A 14,420-nucleotide genomic window follows, 5' to 3' on the forward strand; every position below is an offset into this window, starting at 1 on the left:
GCGGGACGAAAGAGTCATGGTTCACGCCGCTCCGGAGCGGAGGAGGACCGGCGTCGCTCGAGCCCGAGCCGTACCGCACCCACCATGACCTTCGCGATCAGGCCCACCAGGATGAGGTCGGCGACCATCTGAAGCGTGGTCAGCACTCGCGCGGTCTCCGAGACGGGCACGATGTCACCGAAGCCGACGGTGGCGAAGACGGTCACCGTGAAGTACAAGGCGTCGGTCTTGTCGAGCGGTTCGGAGAAGGAGTGCGCTCCCTGCTCCTGTGCGTACAGGAGATAAGTGGCCGAGAACAGCAGCAGAAAGAGGGGGACGGCTGTGGTCAGCGCCTCGACGGCACGCAAACGGGGGTACGACGAGGCGGCGATGCTGACGGCTTGCAGGGCGAGCAGTACGCCGATTCCCAGCAGGCCCAGGGCGAGAACCACGGTGGTGTTCCGGTCGGGATCACGGTCGAGGGGGAGCAGGTAGTACGCCGTGGTGGTCACGGCCACCACGATCGCGGAACGCAGGAGTGACAGCAGCAGACGCAGACGGTCAGGGCGTAGCAACCGGCTCCGGCCACTTTCCTGTGGCGTGCTCATGAGGGGCGTGTCTCCCTCTCGCCGTGCTGCCGCCCGGCCCCGTCCCCGGTGCCGGGGTCGTCGAGGAACTCCCGCACGGCGAAGGCGGTCAGTACCGCGGCCACGATCCACAGCACGGCCACCTGATCGCCCTTCAAGGTCACGGCACCGCTGCCGTTGCCCGTGAGCGCTTCGTCCAACGACGTGTGCGCGGCACGGTCGGCCTCGCGCCACAGGGTGTCCAACGCCTGACTCGACACGATCCGGCGAACCGTGCTGCTCACCAGCTCCTTGAGGGCACTCTCGAGAGGGCCGTCGAGTTCACCGATCAGATTGGCGACAGCGGGAGGCGCTCCTTCCTGCTTTGCTGCCGCGGACAGTTCGGCCACCAGTGCCTTCGCGTCGATCCGGGTGAGGATCGCCGTCGTTGCCCGGTCCGTCACCGCTGTCCGCACCGCGGGGTCCTGGGCCGGTGGTGCGACGGTGTCGACATATCGGCCGGCGTCCTCCACCATGCTGTCGGCCCGCACCGCGACGGTCGACAGAACGGACAGCAACGCGGCGAGGACCACCAGCACGGCCGACAGGACCGAGCGCCACCGGTGACGGCGCGGCCTCCTGCCGCTCTCCAGCTCCGCGATACGGCGCTCGAGGTCCGTCACCCCAGTCCGTTCCCCCTCCGGAGAGGGGATGCCGTGTGATCGGTCCGGCCGGCTCGGCTGGGGTTCCATACGGATCTCCTGAGAGAGGACTCCGCGGGTGGTTCGCGAGCGGCGGAGACCCGCCGCCAGTCCAGCAAAGGCGCTCCTTCCGGGTCCCGCTACCGGAGCGGCGGACCGCGTTCGGCCGGCCGGATGAACCCTCCCCGCGCTGATTCGGCCGACCTCCAGCGGTTGTGCTGCCCGTCACCCGGCGACGGCGGTGCGGGCGGCCGCACCGGCCTCCCCGAGCTCGCGCTTGTGGATCTTGCCGGTGGCGTTGGCTTGTGGATCTTGCCGGTGGCGTTGGTGGGCAGGACATCGAAGAATTCCGCCAGGCGAGGGTACTTGTAGCCCGCCATCTCCTCCTCGCACCGGGCGATCAGCTCCGCCTCGGAGAGCGTCGCTCCGGGGGCGAGGACCACGCAGGCCGCACCTCGTTCTTGGTCCGGATGCGGCGCCGACGGCGGTTCGTGGTGCGGCTCGGCGCCCACGGGTGATGAGTTTTCCGTCGGCCGGCGGTCAGAACCGGTACACGGTCGACGACGGAGGCAGGAAATGGCTTCGCGAACACTGCTCACCGGACACGGCCTCGTGGAATCGCCCCGATGGCACGGGGACCGGCTCTACTTTTCCGACTGGTCCGCAGGCGAGGTGATCGCCGTGGACCTCGCCGGCCGGAGCGAGACCATCGCGCGCCTGAAGTCGCTGCCGCTGTGCACGGCCTTCCTCCCCGACGGGCGGATGCTGCTCGTCTCGTCCCCCGACGGGCTCCTGCTGCGCCGTGAGCCGGACGGGACGCTCGTCACGCATGCCGAGCTGGGCAGGCGGCCGGGCTGGAACGACATCGTCGTGGACGGCCGCGGGAACGCGTACGTCAACAGCATCGGCTTCGACATGATGGCCGGCGCGCCGTACGAGACGGGCGTCGTCACCCTGGCCACGCCGGACGGAACGGTTCGGCAGGTGGCCGACGGCCTCGCCTTCCCCAACGGCATGGCGGTGACGGCCGACGACTCGACCCTCGTCGTCGCCGAGTCCTACGGCCACAGCCTGGCGGCCTTCGACATCGACGCCGACGGCGGGCTTTCCGGCCGGCGGGTGTGGGCCGATCTCGGCGACGGCACCCCGGACGGGATCTGCCTCGATGCCGAGGGCGCCGTGTGGTACGCGGACGTGCCCGGCAAGCGGTGCGTACGGGTCGCCGAGGGCGGTCGGGTCCTGCAGACCGTCGAGCTGGACCGAGGCGGCTTCGCCTGCACGCTCGGCGGCCCCGACGGCACGACACTGTTCGTGGTCGCGGCCCGGTGGAGCGACGGACCGGAACCGGTCCCGGCGGGCAGCGGCCAGGTCCTCACGACAGAGGTCACCGTACCGGCGGCGGGTCGGCCGTGACCCACGATCTTTGCCTTGTCCGGCGCCGCTGCGCGGACCGGAGACCTCGGGTGGTGGGGCTCCTGCCGCGCGGCCCGAGGCAGTGCGGGGGCGGGGAGCGGCTGACTTCACGGCGGCGGCGAGGAGGCGTCGTCGTACACGACAAGGCCGTCACTACGGAGGCGCACGCCTGGTGTCGGGCTGTGCACAGTGAGGCGTCCGTCGTGCATCAGATGGTGGACGAGCATGCCGCGGGCCAGGACGGCGAAGTCAGCGATCAGGCGCCGGTGGCATCGCCACCACACTGCCTCGCTGCACATCACCGCGGTGCGCTCCTCACCCGCTTGGCGTACGAGGGCATCCATGGCGGCGACGAACTCCGGGCTGCGGGTGTGAGCGGCGTACCCGCGGAACGACTCGTTGCGCCATACCGTGTCGGGAGAGTCGGGCAGCGGTTTGCGGAAGCCGCCCAGGCGCGGCTCCCACCTATAGGCGATGCCCTCGTCTTCGGGCATCCACCGCTCCAGCCTCTGCCGTGACAGGTCCGGGTCACGGCGGCTGCCGGGAGCGGTCCTCACGTCCACGATGGCGGCAACGTCCGCTTCGCGGAGGAGTTTTGCCAGTGCTCCTCGATCTGCGGTGCTGTGGCCGAAGGTGATCAGCTCGAGCCGGGGCATCGTGAACCCGTCGGCAGAGTCGGTCCGATCGAGGTCCATACATCGAGTTCAGCAGCTTCCGGCCGGCACGGCACTTCCGTCACTACCTGCGAGAAGTCGGCCTGATGCCGGTGACAAGAAGCAGCCGGCGGCGGGTCTGCGTCCTCGGACGGCCTGGTACCGCTTCTACAGTGCGCCTATGCCAATATCCGTTCACGCCCTCGCCCATCGGCCGTTGACCGCAGCGGCGGTCGCCGAGGTTGTAGCTCTGCCGACCGTGCCGACACCTCCCGACGACCGAGCGCTCGACACGGAGATGCAGCAGCGAGGATGGAGCTGGGAGCACAACCTGGTCTGCGACTCCATACGCACCGGTCACGCACACGTCCTGTGCACCGACGCCTATGTCCCGTTCGGCTGTCCCGACGCCCGGCACTTCCTCGTCTTCGGCGAGCTCTACCCTGTGGACCCGGACGACGAGGACATGACCAACGGTCCTTGGTTGTACGACCTCATGGACGACTGGCAGCAGTTGCCCGGCTGGAGCGGCCGCAGACCAGGCACCACCGAGGACTGCGAGGCCATCCTTGCTCAGGCGACGTCGGCAGTGACCGAACACCTCGGCACAGCACCTGAGCGGACGATCCTGTCAGCCGCGACCGTGGTGGAGCCCGCGCCCGCACTCACCCACCGCATCTGGCGTACACCCACCCATGCTCTGGTTCTGGGGCCGGCGTCCGACAACGGCCCCTACGGCTACCTCACCCACCTCCAACTGTCCTACACCCCTCTCACCTGCGCGTCCGAGTTGCCCCCCGCAGGGGACGAAGACGGCCTGGCCAAATGGATCAGCGCGCACGTCGACTGGTAGGGACGGCGAGAGGCCGGCCCTTGTCGACCCACGCGGGCGGAAGCGGGCATGCCCCGACCCCCAAGGGGCAAACGGGTGCAAGCGGACCGTCCGTGCAGTACCCGACCCGAAGGGGCTCTCATGTCTTCAACCCTGACCACGATCGTCCGCGTCATGCGGCGGCACGGCATCGCGCCGCGCCGGCGTCCCGCCCCACCGCCCTCCCGGCTCGGGCGTGGACCGCACGGCGTCTCGAAGGTGGCTGTCGTCCGGGGCCTCGTCGGCGCCCTCCGCAGCCGTACCGGGGCCCGTCGCCACTGACACCGCACGTCCCACGCACCGGCGCGCACAGAGACCGCGCACTCCTGCCCAGGAGAGCGCGGAAGGTGCGAGGCCCCGCACCCGCGCCGCGGGCCGGCTGATCGCGAGGGCAGTGGCCGCGCGTCACAGGAAGCGTCTGATCGGCGTGACCGCCCCCTCCCGGAGTCGCTGCAGCGGGGATCGCCGCCGCCAGCGGGCGTCGAGAATCCGGTCGCTGACGGCCACGTCGGCATCGAAGTCGGCGTCAAGACGGGCGGTGAACGTCTCGTCGAGCACGGCGAGCATCACTTCCTCGTCGTGGTCGAGCGAGCGCCGGTTGAAGTTCGTGGAGCCGACGAGGCCGGCGACACCGTCGACGGTGATGATCTTGGCGTGCATCATCGTCGGCCGGTAGTGCCAGATCGTGACCCCGCATCCCAGAAGCTGTTCGTAGTGCTGCTGTCCGGCGAGTTGGCAGACCCGCTTGTCGGTGTGCGGGCCGGGCAGCAGGATCTCGACCTCGACACCCCGCCGTCTCGCCCCGCAGAGCATGTCGATGAAGAAGGGGTCGGGGCGAAGTAGGCGGTGGCCAGGCGGATCCGCTCCTCCGCGGACTCCAGCGCCACCCTGATCAGGGTCTGCATGTCCTGCCAGCCGAAGCTGGCTGAGCCGCGCACCACCTGCACCGTCGCGTTGCCGCTCGGGCGGTGTTCGACGAACCGGTCGCGCTCGTCGAAGAGGCGGTCGTGGCACTCCGCCCAGTTCTGGGCGAAGGAGGCCGCGATCCCGTCGACCGCCGGGCCGCGCAACCGGACGTGGGTGTCACGCCATTCGTGCTCGTTGCGGGCGTCTCCGCACCACTCCTCGGCGATGCCCACCCCGCCGGTGAAGGCCGTCTGTTCGTCGACGACGAGGACCTTGCGGTGACAGCGGTGGTTCTGCTTGAACGGTGACAGCGACAAGGGCCTGCGGAACCAGGCCACTTCGACGCCGGCCCGATCCATGTCGTCGAGCAGGTCCTTCTCTATGAGCCGGCTGCCGAAGCCGTCGAGCAGCAGCCGGACGCGGACTCCCGCGCGGGCCCTCGCGGCGAGTGTCGCGGCGAACTGCCGGGCGATGTCCCCGCGCCAGTAGACGAAGGTCATCATGTCGACGGTGTACCGGGCGCTCTCGATCGCCGACAGCATGGCGGGGAAGATCTCGTCCCCGTTCCGCAGGACGGTCAGTGCGTTGCCCTCGGTGGCGGCGATCCCGATCAGCCGCTCCAGGCGGCGGCGGAGGCGCTGCTTGCGCTCCGTGGCCGTACCGGACGTCTCTCGGCACGAAGGGACACTCTCAGGCTGCTCGAGCCCTGTCGACATGGGATCACCTGGCGGGGGAGCGGGGGCGTGGCTCGTCCACGGCCCTGGGGCCCGACGACTGTACGCGGCTCCCGGACACAGGTCAGCCCCGGCTGCGGCCCGGAACGGCCGCGAGCGAAAGTGTTGCTTTACGGCAACTGTTGTCTGTTCGCTAAGATGAGGGCGCACGGTGCCCGCGCGAGAGACAGTCGGCGCCCCCATGAGAAGCGGAACGACGTGGACACATTTGCTGCTGTCGAACGGGCGCTGCGCACGGCCGCCCCCCATGCTCTGCTCCACGTCGTGACGGCCGAGCTCTGCGAACGCTACGGTGCCCGGCGGGTCGAACTGAGGCTCGCCGACCACAGCATGCGCAGCCTTCAGATCGTCGGGACCGCGCCCTTCGCCACCGACTCCGTGCCCGTCCACGACAGCCCCCAGGGTCGCGCGTTCGGGGCCCAGGAAGCGGTCGTCTCCGACGATCCCCCCGCCCGGGCGGTCGAGGTGCACCTCCCCGTCACCGTCCGCGGCGACCGGATGGGCGTGCTGTCCGTGACCATGCCGGACGACGGCTTCACCCAGGCGGTCATGCCCGAGCTGCTGCACATCTGCGAGGCGCTGGGACACGAGATCGTGGTCGCCGACCGGGACACCGACCTCTACGTACTGGCGCGCCGGGCCGCCCGGTTCACCCTGGCCGCCGAGATGCAGTGGCAGCTGCTACCGGGGCGCTCCTGCGCCCGCCCGGAGTTCTCGTTGGGCGCGCAACTGGAGCCGGCCTACGCGATCTTCGGCGACAACTACGACTGGTCCGCTTCCGCCGACCACCTGACCCTCGCGATCACCAACGGCATGGGGGAGGGCATGGAGGCGGCCCTGCTCACCAACCTCGCCGTGAACGCTCTGCGCAACGCCAGACGCGCCGGCCTCGACCTCGCAGGCCAGGCCACCCTCGCCGACCAGGCGGTCTACGCCCAGTACCAGGGGCGTGCCCACGTCTCCGTGCTGCTGCTGCGCTTCGACCTGGACACGGGCGCGGTGGAAGCGGTCGACGCCGGCTCGCCGCGGCTGTGGCGCCTGCGTGATCGCTCCGTGGAACCGATCCCCTTCGACGAGCAGCTGCCTCTCGGCATGTTCGAGGACACGGTCTACACACCGCAGCACTTCACCGTGCGCCCCGGCGACCGGCTGCTCTTCGGCAGTGACGGCGTCTACGACGCCGTGTCCCCGGCAGGGGAGCACTACGGGGACAGGGCCCTGGCGCGGGCGCTGACCAGTACCGCTCTGCTGCCGCCGACCCAGGTGCCGGGAGCCGTGCTGCGAGAACTCGCCGGGCACCACGGACAGAGCCCGCTCGACGACGACGCCCTGGTCGTCTGCCTCGACTGGTACGGACGAACCGAAGCGGCCGCCGCCGACTGATCGTCCGGTCCCCTTTCGGACGCGCGCGTCTACCCGGCGCGGTGTCCAAGAAACCGAACAACTTGTGCGAATGTCACTTCCGGATCCGGGCAGACGGAATTCCGGAGGTGATGAGAAATGGTTCCCCTGCTTCTCGTCCTATTGCTCGCGCTTATCCTTTTCGGCGCCGGTTTCGCGCTCAAGGCGCTCTGGTGGATCGCGGTCATCGTCCTGGTGGTGTGGCTGCTGGGATTCTTGGTCCGGCCGACCGCTTCAGGCGGACGACGGGGCCGCTGGTACCGCTGGTAGGGAGTCGATTCCCTGACACCCGGCGGTCGCCGGCCGGCGACGACTGCTGAATCCCGTGATCGAGAGGAAATCCTATGGACCCGAACCTCTGGGCCTACACCCCCGCTTCCGGCCGCACCGAGCACAACAGTCTCGTGGGCTACAAGGTCGAGGCGACGGACGGCGGCATCGGCAAGGTCGACAAGCATTCCGACGAGGTGGGTTCCGCGCACATCGTGGTCGACACCGGCCCGTGGATCTTCGGCAAGCACGTCCTGCTGCCTGCCGGCATCATTTCGGGCATCGACATCGCCGCGGAGACGATCCATGTCTCCCGCACCAAGGAAGAGATCAAGAACGCGCCCGAGTTCGAAAAGGATCAGCACACGGACGACGCGGGCTACCGAGAAAGGCTCGGCGGCTACTACGGCGGCTTCATGGGCTGACGCGGCGACTCCCCGGAGCGGGGGCGGACCGGGAATTTCCCGCTTCGCCCCCGTTTCGGGCTTCTGCTCCGGCCCTTGCCGGATATTTTCTTCGGTGGGGCGGGAATGTGTCCGGGTCGGTAGCTGGATTCTGCTCCGGAATGCGCCTGGGTGGATTCATGGATTCCGCTCCGGCATGCTCGCTGGTCTGCTCCGGAACTGAAGCGCGATGAACCCCGATGAACCCCGATGCGTCCCGGAGGTATGAGGTTTCGATTGAATCCTGCGCTTTTCCATTTCCACCGGCTGCCGAACCGTCCGCAGGTGCGCGGTCCCTAGGCCGGCGTGGTCCGTGCCGCGGGCGGCGCCGCGCCGCTCGGGCGGCAGCGGCGCCCGCACGCGCCGCACCCGAGGTTCGTCCAGAGGCTCCCTGCTGCGGCTCGTCAGGCCGAGCGTCAGCTCACCGGGCCGGGGGCGCTTCATGAAGCCCGGCGTCCCGAGGGGGTCGCGCAGGCGGCGCGCCGGCGAAAGGGCGGCACCGGCAGCTGAGCGAGCCCGCGGAGGTTGACGGCCCCCGTCCCGCCCGAGGCGGTACATCGGTCGGGAGCGGCTCCCGGACGGCCCCGCCCCCGGAGCACGTCCAGCAGCTCCATGACCGTGGCGGCGGCCGCCGGTCGGCCTCTGCGGCGTGCCCGGCCCGTCGGTATCGGAGAGCCGGCCCGCCGGTCCCGTATCGGACGGGGCCCGGGCCGGGCCGCGGTCGGGCAGACCGCCGGGGGCTCCGGGCCGTCTTTCCGAGCCCGTCCGCGCCCGTCGACGCCCGGCGGTCCGCGCGGTCAGGCGGACCGGGCGTCGTCGCTCGCCGCTCCGCGCCGTGGGACGGAGCCCGTCCCGTCCAGAGCGTCCTGGAAGCCTGTGAGCCCCGCGAGCAGCGCCTTGCGCTCAGCAGGGGACATCTCCGCGATCACCGTCTGCAGCGCGTCCTGTCGCTTCGCCCGCAGATTCCGCAGATAGGTCCTGCCGTGGGTGGTCAGGTGGAGTTCCAGTTCCCGGCGGCTGACCGGGCTCGCGGTCCGCTGCACATAGCCGAGGGCTTCCAGCCGGTCGCAGAGCCTGCTCACCGACGGAGGGGTGGAGCCCAGCAGCTCGGCGAGGGTGCGGAGGTTGATGCCCTCCTCCCGGTCAAGGCTGTAGAGGACACGCAGCTGGGAGGCCGACACGGGGTTCGAGGGCACGATGTCCTTGCCCCGCTCCCACAGCACTTCGAGCAGTTCGATGAGCTCGCGTGCCGCCCGCGTGGCGTCCTGCGATTCGCTCCCTGCGGCTGCGTTCGCGTCCATTGCTGGTGGCACTCCGTATCAGACGTCCTTTCGGCAACCATATCTTTCCGCCGGTGACGGTCGCGGCCGGATTGCCGTTCCCGTACCGCTTTGCAGCACGGTCGTGTCATGTACGCAAACAGGGGCACGCGACAACAAGGCTTTGAAAAAAGGGGGCTTGGGGCCGCTGACGCTGCACGTGTAGTCGCCATAGGGAGGCAGCGTGAAAGCCATGAAACGAAACGGAGGACGAAGCGTGATGATCATTACTTCGGCGGATGCCGACATAGGGGCTGCCCGCCGGGCCACTTCCGAATTCGTCGCACACAGCGGAGCCACCGCCTCCGTCGACGATGTGGTGCTGGTGGTGTCCGAACTGGTCACGAACGCCGTCAGGCACACCGTCGGCTGGTGGCGCCTGAAGGTCCAGGTCCGGTCGCGAGGCCTGGTGGTGGACGTCGAGGACTCCAGCTGGGTTCCTCCCGCGCTCCGCCGTCCCGGTTCGGACGCGGTCGGGGGACGGGGCTGGGGCATCGTGCAGCATCTCGCCGACGATGTCGAGGTGTTCGAGAACTCCGGCGGCAAGACGGTGCGTGCCAGCTGGGGCCGCTCACAGCCCAGGTAGCGCCTGCTTCAGTCCTCTGAGGCCGCGTAGCAGATCCGCGCGCCGCGCGGGGGACATCACGTTCAGCGCTGCCGACAGCTCCAGCTCGCGCTTCTCCCGCAGCTCGCGCAGATACGTTTTTCCGCGGCTCGTCAGACGCAGCTCCAGCTCCCGGCGGCTCGCGGCGCTCGACGACCGTTCGACGAGCCCGAGGCCCTCCAGCCGGTCGCACAGCCGGCTCGTGGAGGGAGGGGTGGAGCCGAGCGCATGGCCGAGGGTGCGCAGATTGACCCCGTCCTCGCGTTCCAGGGCGCGCAGCACCCGGAGCTGGGGCGTCGAGACGGCCGTCAGTACGGTGTCCCTGCCCCGCTCCCACACGACCTCGAGGACTTCGACGACGTCGCATGCCGCCCGCGCGGTCTCGCGGGAGCGCTCGCGAGGCGCGTGCGTATGAGGGTTCGTCACAGGGGACTCCGGGCTGCGTGCATGTCTGCGGGTGGAGCACGGGCCGGGGCGGCCGGCGGCCTGCCGCGCCCCTGGTCCGGCGACGCCGACGGCCGGCGCATCGTGCGGCACGGCGGAAAGCCTACCCGCGCGCCGTCCCGGCTTTCCCCCGTACCTCCCTCCGAGGTAGCCTCCCCGACGTATTTGCCGTACGACAACAGTCGCGCCTGCTGGCGACATGTCGTGGGGCGCGGCCGGTTTTCCCGGGCCGTGTCGGAGTCGCGTCGCTCGACGGGACAGCTGCCGAGGGATGACGAGGAATGGGAATGGCTGAGACTTCCGTCGAGAACCCGCGTCCGGTGCCGCGCTCACGGGCCCGAGGCGCAGGCAAGGTGGGGGAGCCTGAGCTGAGGCAGCTGCTCGCCGGGCTCACCGCGGTGCGCGACGGCGACTTCGGCACCCGTCTCCCGGACGATGCCGACGGCCTGCTCGGCGAGATCGCGGGCGTGTTCAACGGCATGGTCGACCAACTGTCCGTGTTCACCTCCGAGGTGACCCGGGTCGCCCGCGAAGTCGGCACCGAAGGGGCACTGGGCGGGCAGGCCGAGGTCCCCGGAGTCTCCGGCACGTGGGCCGACCTCACCGACTCCGTCAACGCGATGGCCGGCAACCTCACCGCCCAGGTCCGCAACATCGCACAGGTCACCACCGCGGTGGCGCAGGGCGATCTGTCGCAGAAGATCACGGTGACGGCGCGGGGCGAGATCCTCGAGCTGAAGGAGACCATCAACACGATGGTCGACCAGCTGTCGTCGTTCGCCGACGAGGTGACCCGTGTGGCCCGTGAAGTGGGCACCGAGGGCAATCTCGGTGGCCAGGCCGACGTCAAGGGCGTCTCCGGGACCTGGCGGGATCTCACCGACTCGGTGAACTCCATGGCGGGCAACCTCACCGGCCAGGTGCGCTCGATCGCCCAGGTGGCGACGGCGGTGGCGCAGGGCGATCTGTCGCAGAAGATCACGGTGGCGGCGCGGGGTGAGATCCTCGAGCTGAAGGAGACCATCAACACGATGGTCGACCAGCTGTCGTCGTTCGCCGACGAGGTGACCCGTGTCGCGCGTGAGGTCGGCACCGAAGGCCGGCTCGGCGGCCAGGCCAAGGTGCCGAACGTGGCCGGCACCTGGAAGGATCTCACGGACAACGTCAACTCCATGGCGAACAACCTGACCGGACAGGTGCGCAACATCGCCCTGGTCACCACGGCCGTCGCCAACGGAGACCTGTCCAAGAAGATCGACGTGGACGCCCGCGGCGAGATCCTGCAGCTGAAGACGACCATCAACACCATGGTCGACCAGCTCTCCTCCTTCGCGGCCGAAGTCACACGCGTCGCCCGCGAGGTGGGCAGCGAAGGCCGCCTCGGCGGGCAGGCCGAGGTCGAAGGGGTCTCCGGCACCTGGAAGCGCCTCACCGAGAACGTCAACGAGCTGGCCGGCAACCTCACCCGTCAGGTACGGGCCATCGGTGAGGTCGCCAGCGCGGTGGCGGAGGGCGATCTGACCCGGTCGATCACCGTCGACGCCTCCGGCGAGGTCGCCGAGCTCAAGGACAACATCAACGCGATGGTCGGCTCCCTGCGCGAGACCACCCGCGCCAACCAGGAACAGGACTGGCTGAAGTCCAGCCTCGCCCTGATCTCCGGCCTGATGCAGGGTCACCGCGACCTGGCAGTGGTGGCCGAACTCGTCATGGACGAACTCACCCCACTGGTCAACGCCCAGTACGGCGCGTTCTACCTCGCCGAGGAGACCCCGGACGGCACCGAACTCCGGCTCGTCGGCTCCTACGGGCGTCCCGCCGGCCGGAGCGGCTACGACCGCTTCAAGCTCGGTGAGTCCCTGGTCGGGCAGGCGGCCCGCAGCCGGCGCGTGATCGTGGCCGACGGCGTCCCCGGCGACTACATCAGCATCTCCTGCGGCCTCGGCCGCACGGCGCCCGGCAGCCTGATCGTCCTGCCGATCGTCGTCGACGACCAGATCCTCGGCGTCATCGAGCTGGCGTCGTTCACCGCGTTCACGCCCGTCCACCGGGACTTCCTCGAACAGCTCATGGAAGCGCTCGGCGTGAACGTCAACACCATCGTCGCCAACGCCCGCACGGACGAACTGCTCGTCGAATCGCAGCGACTCGCCGCCGAACTCCGGTCGCGCTCAGAAGAGTTGCAGGTCCAGCAGGAGGAGCTCCAGCGCTCCAACGCGGAACTCGAGGAGAAGGCCGCCCTGCTGGCCGCACAGAACAGCGACATCGAGGGCAAGAACCTGGAGATCGAGCAGGCCAGGCAGGAACTGGAGGACCGCGCCCAGCAGCTGTCCCTGGCGTCCAGGTACAAGTCCGAGTTCCTCGCCAACATGAGCCACGAGCTGCGGACCCCGCTCAACAGCCTGCTCATCCTTGCCCAGTTGCTGGCCCAGAACCCGACCCGCAACCTCACCGCCAAGCAGGTCGAGTACGCCGGCATCATCCACTCGGCCGGGTCCGACCTGCTCCAGCTGATCAACGACATCCTCGACCTGTCGAAGGTCGAGGCCGGAAAGATGGACATCAATCCGGAGGTCGTCGACCTGCGGCAGCTGCTCGACTACGTCGAGGCCACCTTCCGCCCCCTGACCACCCAGAAGAGCCTGGACTTCACGATCACCACCGCGCCCGGCGTCCCGGTCGACCTCCTCACCGACGACTCCCGGCTCCGGCAGGTCCTGCGGAACCTGATCTCCAACGCCGTCAAGTTCACCGAACGGGGCAGCGTGGAACTGCGCATCGAGCCGGCCGCCGACGGCGAGTTGCCCGCGCCCGTCCACCGCGGCGGCTCCGTCGTCGCCTTCCGCGTCAAGGACACCGGCATCGGCATCCCCGAGCAGCAACTCGAGGTCATCTTCGGCGCCTTCCAGCAGGCGGACGGCACAACCAGCCGCAAGTACGGCGGTACGGGACTGGGCCTGTCCATCAGCCGGGAGATCGCGCATCTGCTCGGCGGTGCCCTGACCGCCGACAGCACACCCGGCCGGGGCAGTACCTTCACGCTGTACCTCCCCGTGGCCCGCGCCGACTTCCGCGACCAGGTCGGCGGCGCGCCTGAACACCTCACCGACGACTCGGCCGCCGACGCATCGCAGCCCTCCGACCACCGGCGGCACGCGGTCGCCGAGACCGAGGTGCGGGGACCGCGCCGCCTGCTCGTGATCGAGGAGCGGCCGCGCGGACTGCTGTCCCTCGTCGCCGAGAGCGCGGTGGCGGAACTCACCGGCGGACGCGATCTCGGCGACCGCGACGACGTCGAGCTCGTGTCGGCGGTCGGACCGCAGGAGGCTGCCGGGGCGCTCGCCGCCGCACCGTTCCACTGCGTGGTACTCGGACTCGACATGGCCGACAGCGAAGCTCTGCGCTTCCTCGACGCGATGGACGGCGACACCGCCCTGCGGACCGTCCCCGTACTGGCGCACAACAACCGCCGCCTCGACGCGGCGCACGAGCGGGCGCTCGAGGCACGCTCCCGGAAGCGCCCGCTGGAACTGCTGTCGAGCCTGGACGAACTGCGGGAACGGATCGCGCTGCACCTGTCCGCCGACCAGCCCGGCGACGTCGTCCCGCTCCTGCGCGGTGACGAGCCGCGCCCGCAGACGCCGCGGACCGTGGACGGCTCGCTCCACGGCCGCACCGTCCTCGTCGTCGACGACGACGCCCGCAACCTCTACGCCCTCAGCGGCATCCTGGAACTGCACGGCGTCCAGGTCCTGCACGCGGAGAACGGCCGCAAGGGGATCGAGGCCCTCGCCGAGCACCCGGAAATCGCCCTGATCCTGATGGACGTGATGATGCCGGAGCTGGACGGTTACGCCGCGACCGCGGAGATCCGGAAGATGCCCGGTCACCAGGACCTGCCCATCATCATGGTCACCGCGAAGGCGATGCCGGGTGACCGGGAGAAGAGCCTCGCCTCCGGTGCCAGCGACTACGTCACCAAGCCGGTGGACGCCGACGATCTCATCACGTGCGTCCGCCACTGGGTGACACAGGGAACCGGCGACGCGCAGGTGGTGTCGTGACCGTGCCCGAGAACAGGGACAGAACGGGCGAGGGCCCGCCGCCGGACCCCGT

14 protein-coding genes and 1 pseudogene are annotated in these 14,420 nt (G+C 69.7%); 8 read left to right on the forward strand and 7 right to left on the reverse strand.

What is annotated here, in order from left to right; all coding sequences use genetic code 11:
- Window positions 1-14 precede the first annotated feature (14 nt).
- From GLX30_RS31755 to GLX30_RS31765, 3 genes are all read right to left on the reverse strand, one after another.
- Window positions 15-587 (reverse strand): potassium channel family protein, encoded by a 573-nt coding sequence (locus GLX30_RS31755; protein WP_159694377.1) that lies wholly within the window; start codon window positions 585-587, stop codon window positions 15-17.
- The gene (locus GLX30_RS31760) at window positions 584-1,228 is read right to left on the reverse strand and encodes a hypothetical protein (RefSeq protein ID WP_159694378.1); all 645 of its coding nucleotides are present in this window, start codon (window positions 1,226-1,228) and stop codon (window positions 584-586) included. Before GLX30_RS31760 ends, GLX30_RS31755 begins: the two co-directional genes overlap by 4 nt.
- A gap of 158 nt (window positions 1,229-1,386) precedes the next feature.
- Window positions 1,387-1,845, reverse strand: coding sequence for a hypothetical protein (locus tag GLX30_RS31765; protein WP_159694379.1), 459 nt, complete (start codon window positions 1,843-1,845; stop codon window positions 1,387-1,389).
- Here GLX30_RS31765 and GLX30_RS31770 point away from each other — a divergent pair.
- Complete coding sequence (locus GLX30_RS31770) at window positions 1,823-2,659, forward strand: SMP-30/gluconolactonase/LRE family protein (RefSeq protein ID WP_159694380.1); 837 nt, start codon at window positions 1,823-1,825, stop codon at window positions 2,657-2,659. The two genes, GLX30_RS31765 and GLX30_RS31770, sit on opposite strands and share 23 nt — an antisense overlap.
- A gap of 107 nt (window positions 2,660-2,766) precedes the next feature.
- Here GLX30_RS31770 and GLX30_RS31775 read toward each other — a convergent pair whose 3' ends face one another.
- Window positions 2,767-3,354, reverse strand: a complete 588-nt coding sequence (locus tag GLX30_RS31775; RefSeq protein ID WP_159694381.1) for a DUF488 domain-containing protein — start codon at window positions 3,352-3,354, stop codon at window positions 2,767-2,769.
- Between the two features lie 139 nt (window positions 3,355-3,493).
- Between GLX30_RS31775 and GLX30_RS35615 the strand changes: the two genes are divergently transcribed.
- The gene (locus GLX30_RS35615) at window positions 3,494-4,165 is read left to right on the forward strand and encodes a hypothetical protein (protein WP_244258348.1); all 672 of its coding nucleotides are present in this window, start codon (window positions 3,494-3,496) and stop codon (window positions 4,163-4,165) included.
- A gap of 120 nt (window positions 4,166-4,285) precedes the next feature.
- The gene (locus tag GLX30_RS31785) at window positions 4,286-4,465 is read left to right on the forward strand and encodes a hypothetical protein (RefSeq protein WP_159694382.1); all 180 of its coding nucleotides are present in this window, start codon (window positions 4,286-4,288) and stop codon (window positions 4,463-4,465) included.
- Window positions 4,466-4,588: 123 nt separating this feature from the next.
- Here GLX30_RS31785 and GLX30_RS31790 read toward each other — a convergent pair.
- Window positions 4,589-5,805 (reverse strand): annotated as a pseudogene (locus tag GLX30_RS31790) (phospholipase D-like domain-containing protein).
- Window positions 5,806-6,021: 216 nt separating this feature from the next.
- Here GLX30_RS31790 and GLX30_RS31795 point away from each other — a divergent pair.
- The 3 genes from GLX30_RS31795 (at window position 6,022) to GLX30_RS31805 (ending at window position 7,919) form a co-directional block, all read left to right on the forward strand.
- The gene (locus GLX30_RS31795) at window positions 6,022-7,206 is read left to right on the forward strand and encodes a PP2C family protein-serine/threonine phosphatase (RefSeq protein WP_208545522.1); all 1,185 of its coding nucleotides are present in this window, start codon (window positions 6,022-6,024) and stop codon (window positions 7,204-7,206) included.
- 117 nt (window positions 7,207-7,323) lie between these two features.
- Window positions 7,324-7,494, forward strand: coding sequence for a hydrophobic protein (locus GLX30_RS35620; RefSeq protein ID WP_159694384.1), 171 nt, complete (start codon window positions 7,324-7,326; stop codon window positions 7,492-7,494).
- 74 nt (window positions 7,495-7,568) lie between these two features.
- Window positions 7,569-7,919 carry a PRC-barrel domain containing protein gene (locus GLX30_RS31805; RefSeq protein WP_159694385.1) on the forward strand — a complete coding sequence of 117 codons (351 nt, stop codon included), beginning with the start codon at window positions 7,569-7,571 and terminating at the stop codon, window positions 7,917-7,919.
- 815 nt (window positions 7,920-8,734) lie between these two features.
- Here the strand turns inward: GLX30_RS31805 and GLX30_RS31810 are convergent.
- Window positions 8,735-9,238 carry a MarR family transcriptional regulator gene (locus tag GLX30_RS31810; RefSeq protein WP_159694386.1) on the reverse strand — a complete coding sequence of 168 codons (504 nt, stop codon included), beginning with the start codon at window positions 9,236-9,238 and terminating at the stop codon, window positions 8,735-8,737.
- 238 nt (window positions 9,239-9,476) lie between these two features.
- Between GLX30_RS31810 and GLX30_RS31815 the strand changes: the two genes are divergently transcribed.
- Window positions 9,477-9,842 carry an ATP-binding protein gene (locus GLX30_RS31815; protein WP_159694387.1) on the forward strand — a complete coding sequence of 122 codons (366 nt, stop codon included), beginning with the start codon at window positions 9,477-9,479 and terminating at the stop codon, window positions 9,840-9,842.
- Here the strand turns inward: GLX30_RS31815 and GLX30_RS31820 are convergent.
- Complete coding sequence (locus GLX30_RS31820; RefSeq protein ID WP_244258349.1) at window positions 9,828-10,286, reverse strand: MarR family transcriptional regulator; 459 nt, start codon at window positions 10,284-10,286, stop codon at window positions 9,828-9,830. The genes GLX30_RS31815 and GLX30_RS31820 overlap by 15 nt on opposite strands.
- Window positions 10,287-10,591: 305 nt before the next feature.
- Between GLX30_RS31820 and GLX30_RS31825 the strand changes: the two genes are divergently transcribed.
- Complete coding sequence (locus tag GLX30_RS31825; protein ID WP_159694389.1) at window positions 10,592-14,368, forward strand: HAMP domain-containing protein; 3,777 nt, start codon at window positions 10,592-10,594, stop codon at window positions 14,366-14,368.
- The last annotated feature ends 52 nt before the right edge of the window (window positions 14,369-14,420 follow it).

The organism is Streptomyces sp. Tu 2975, from assembly GCF_009832925.1.
In the GTDB taxonomy this organism is placed as follows: domain Bacteria; phylum Actinomycetota; class Actinomycetes; order Streptomycetales; family Streptomycetaceae; genus Streptomyces.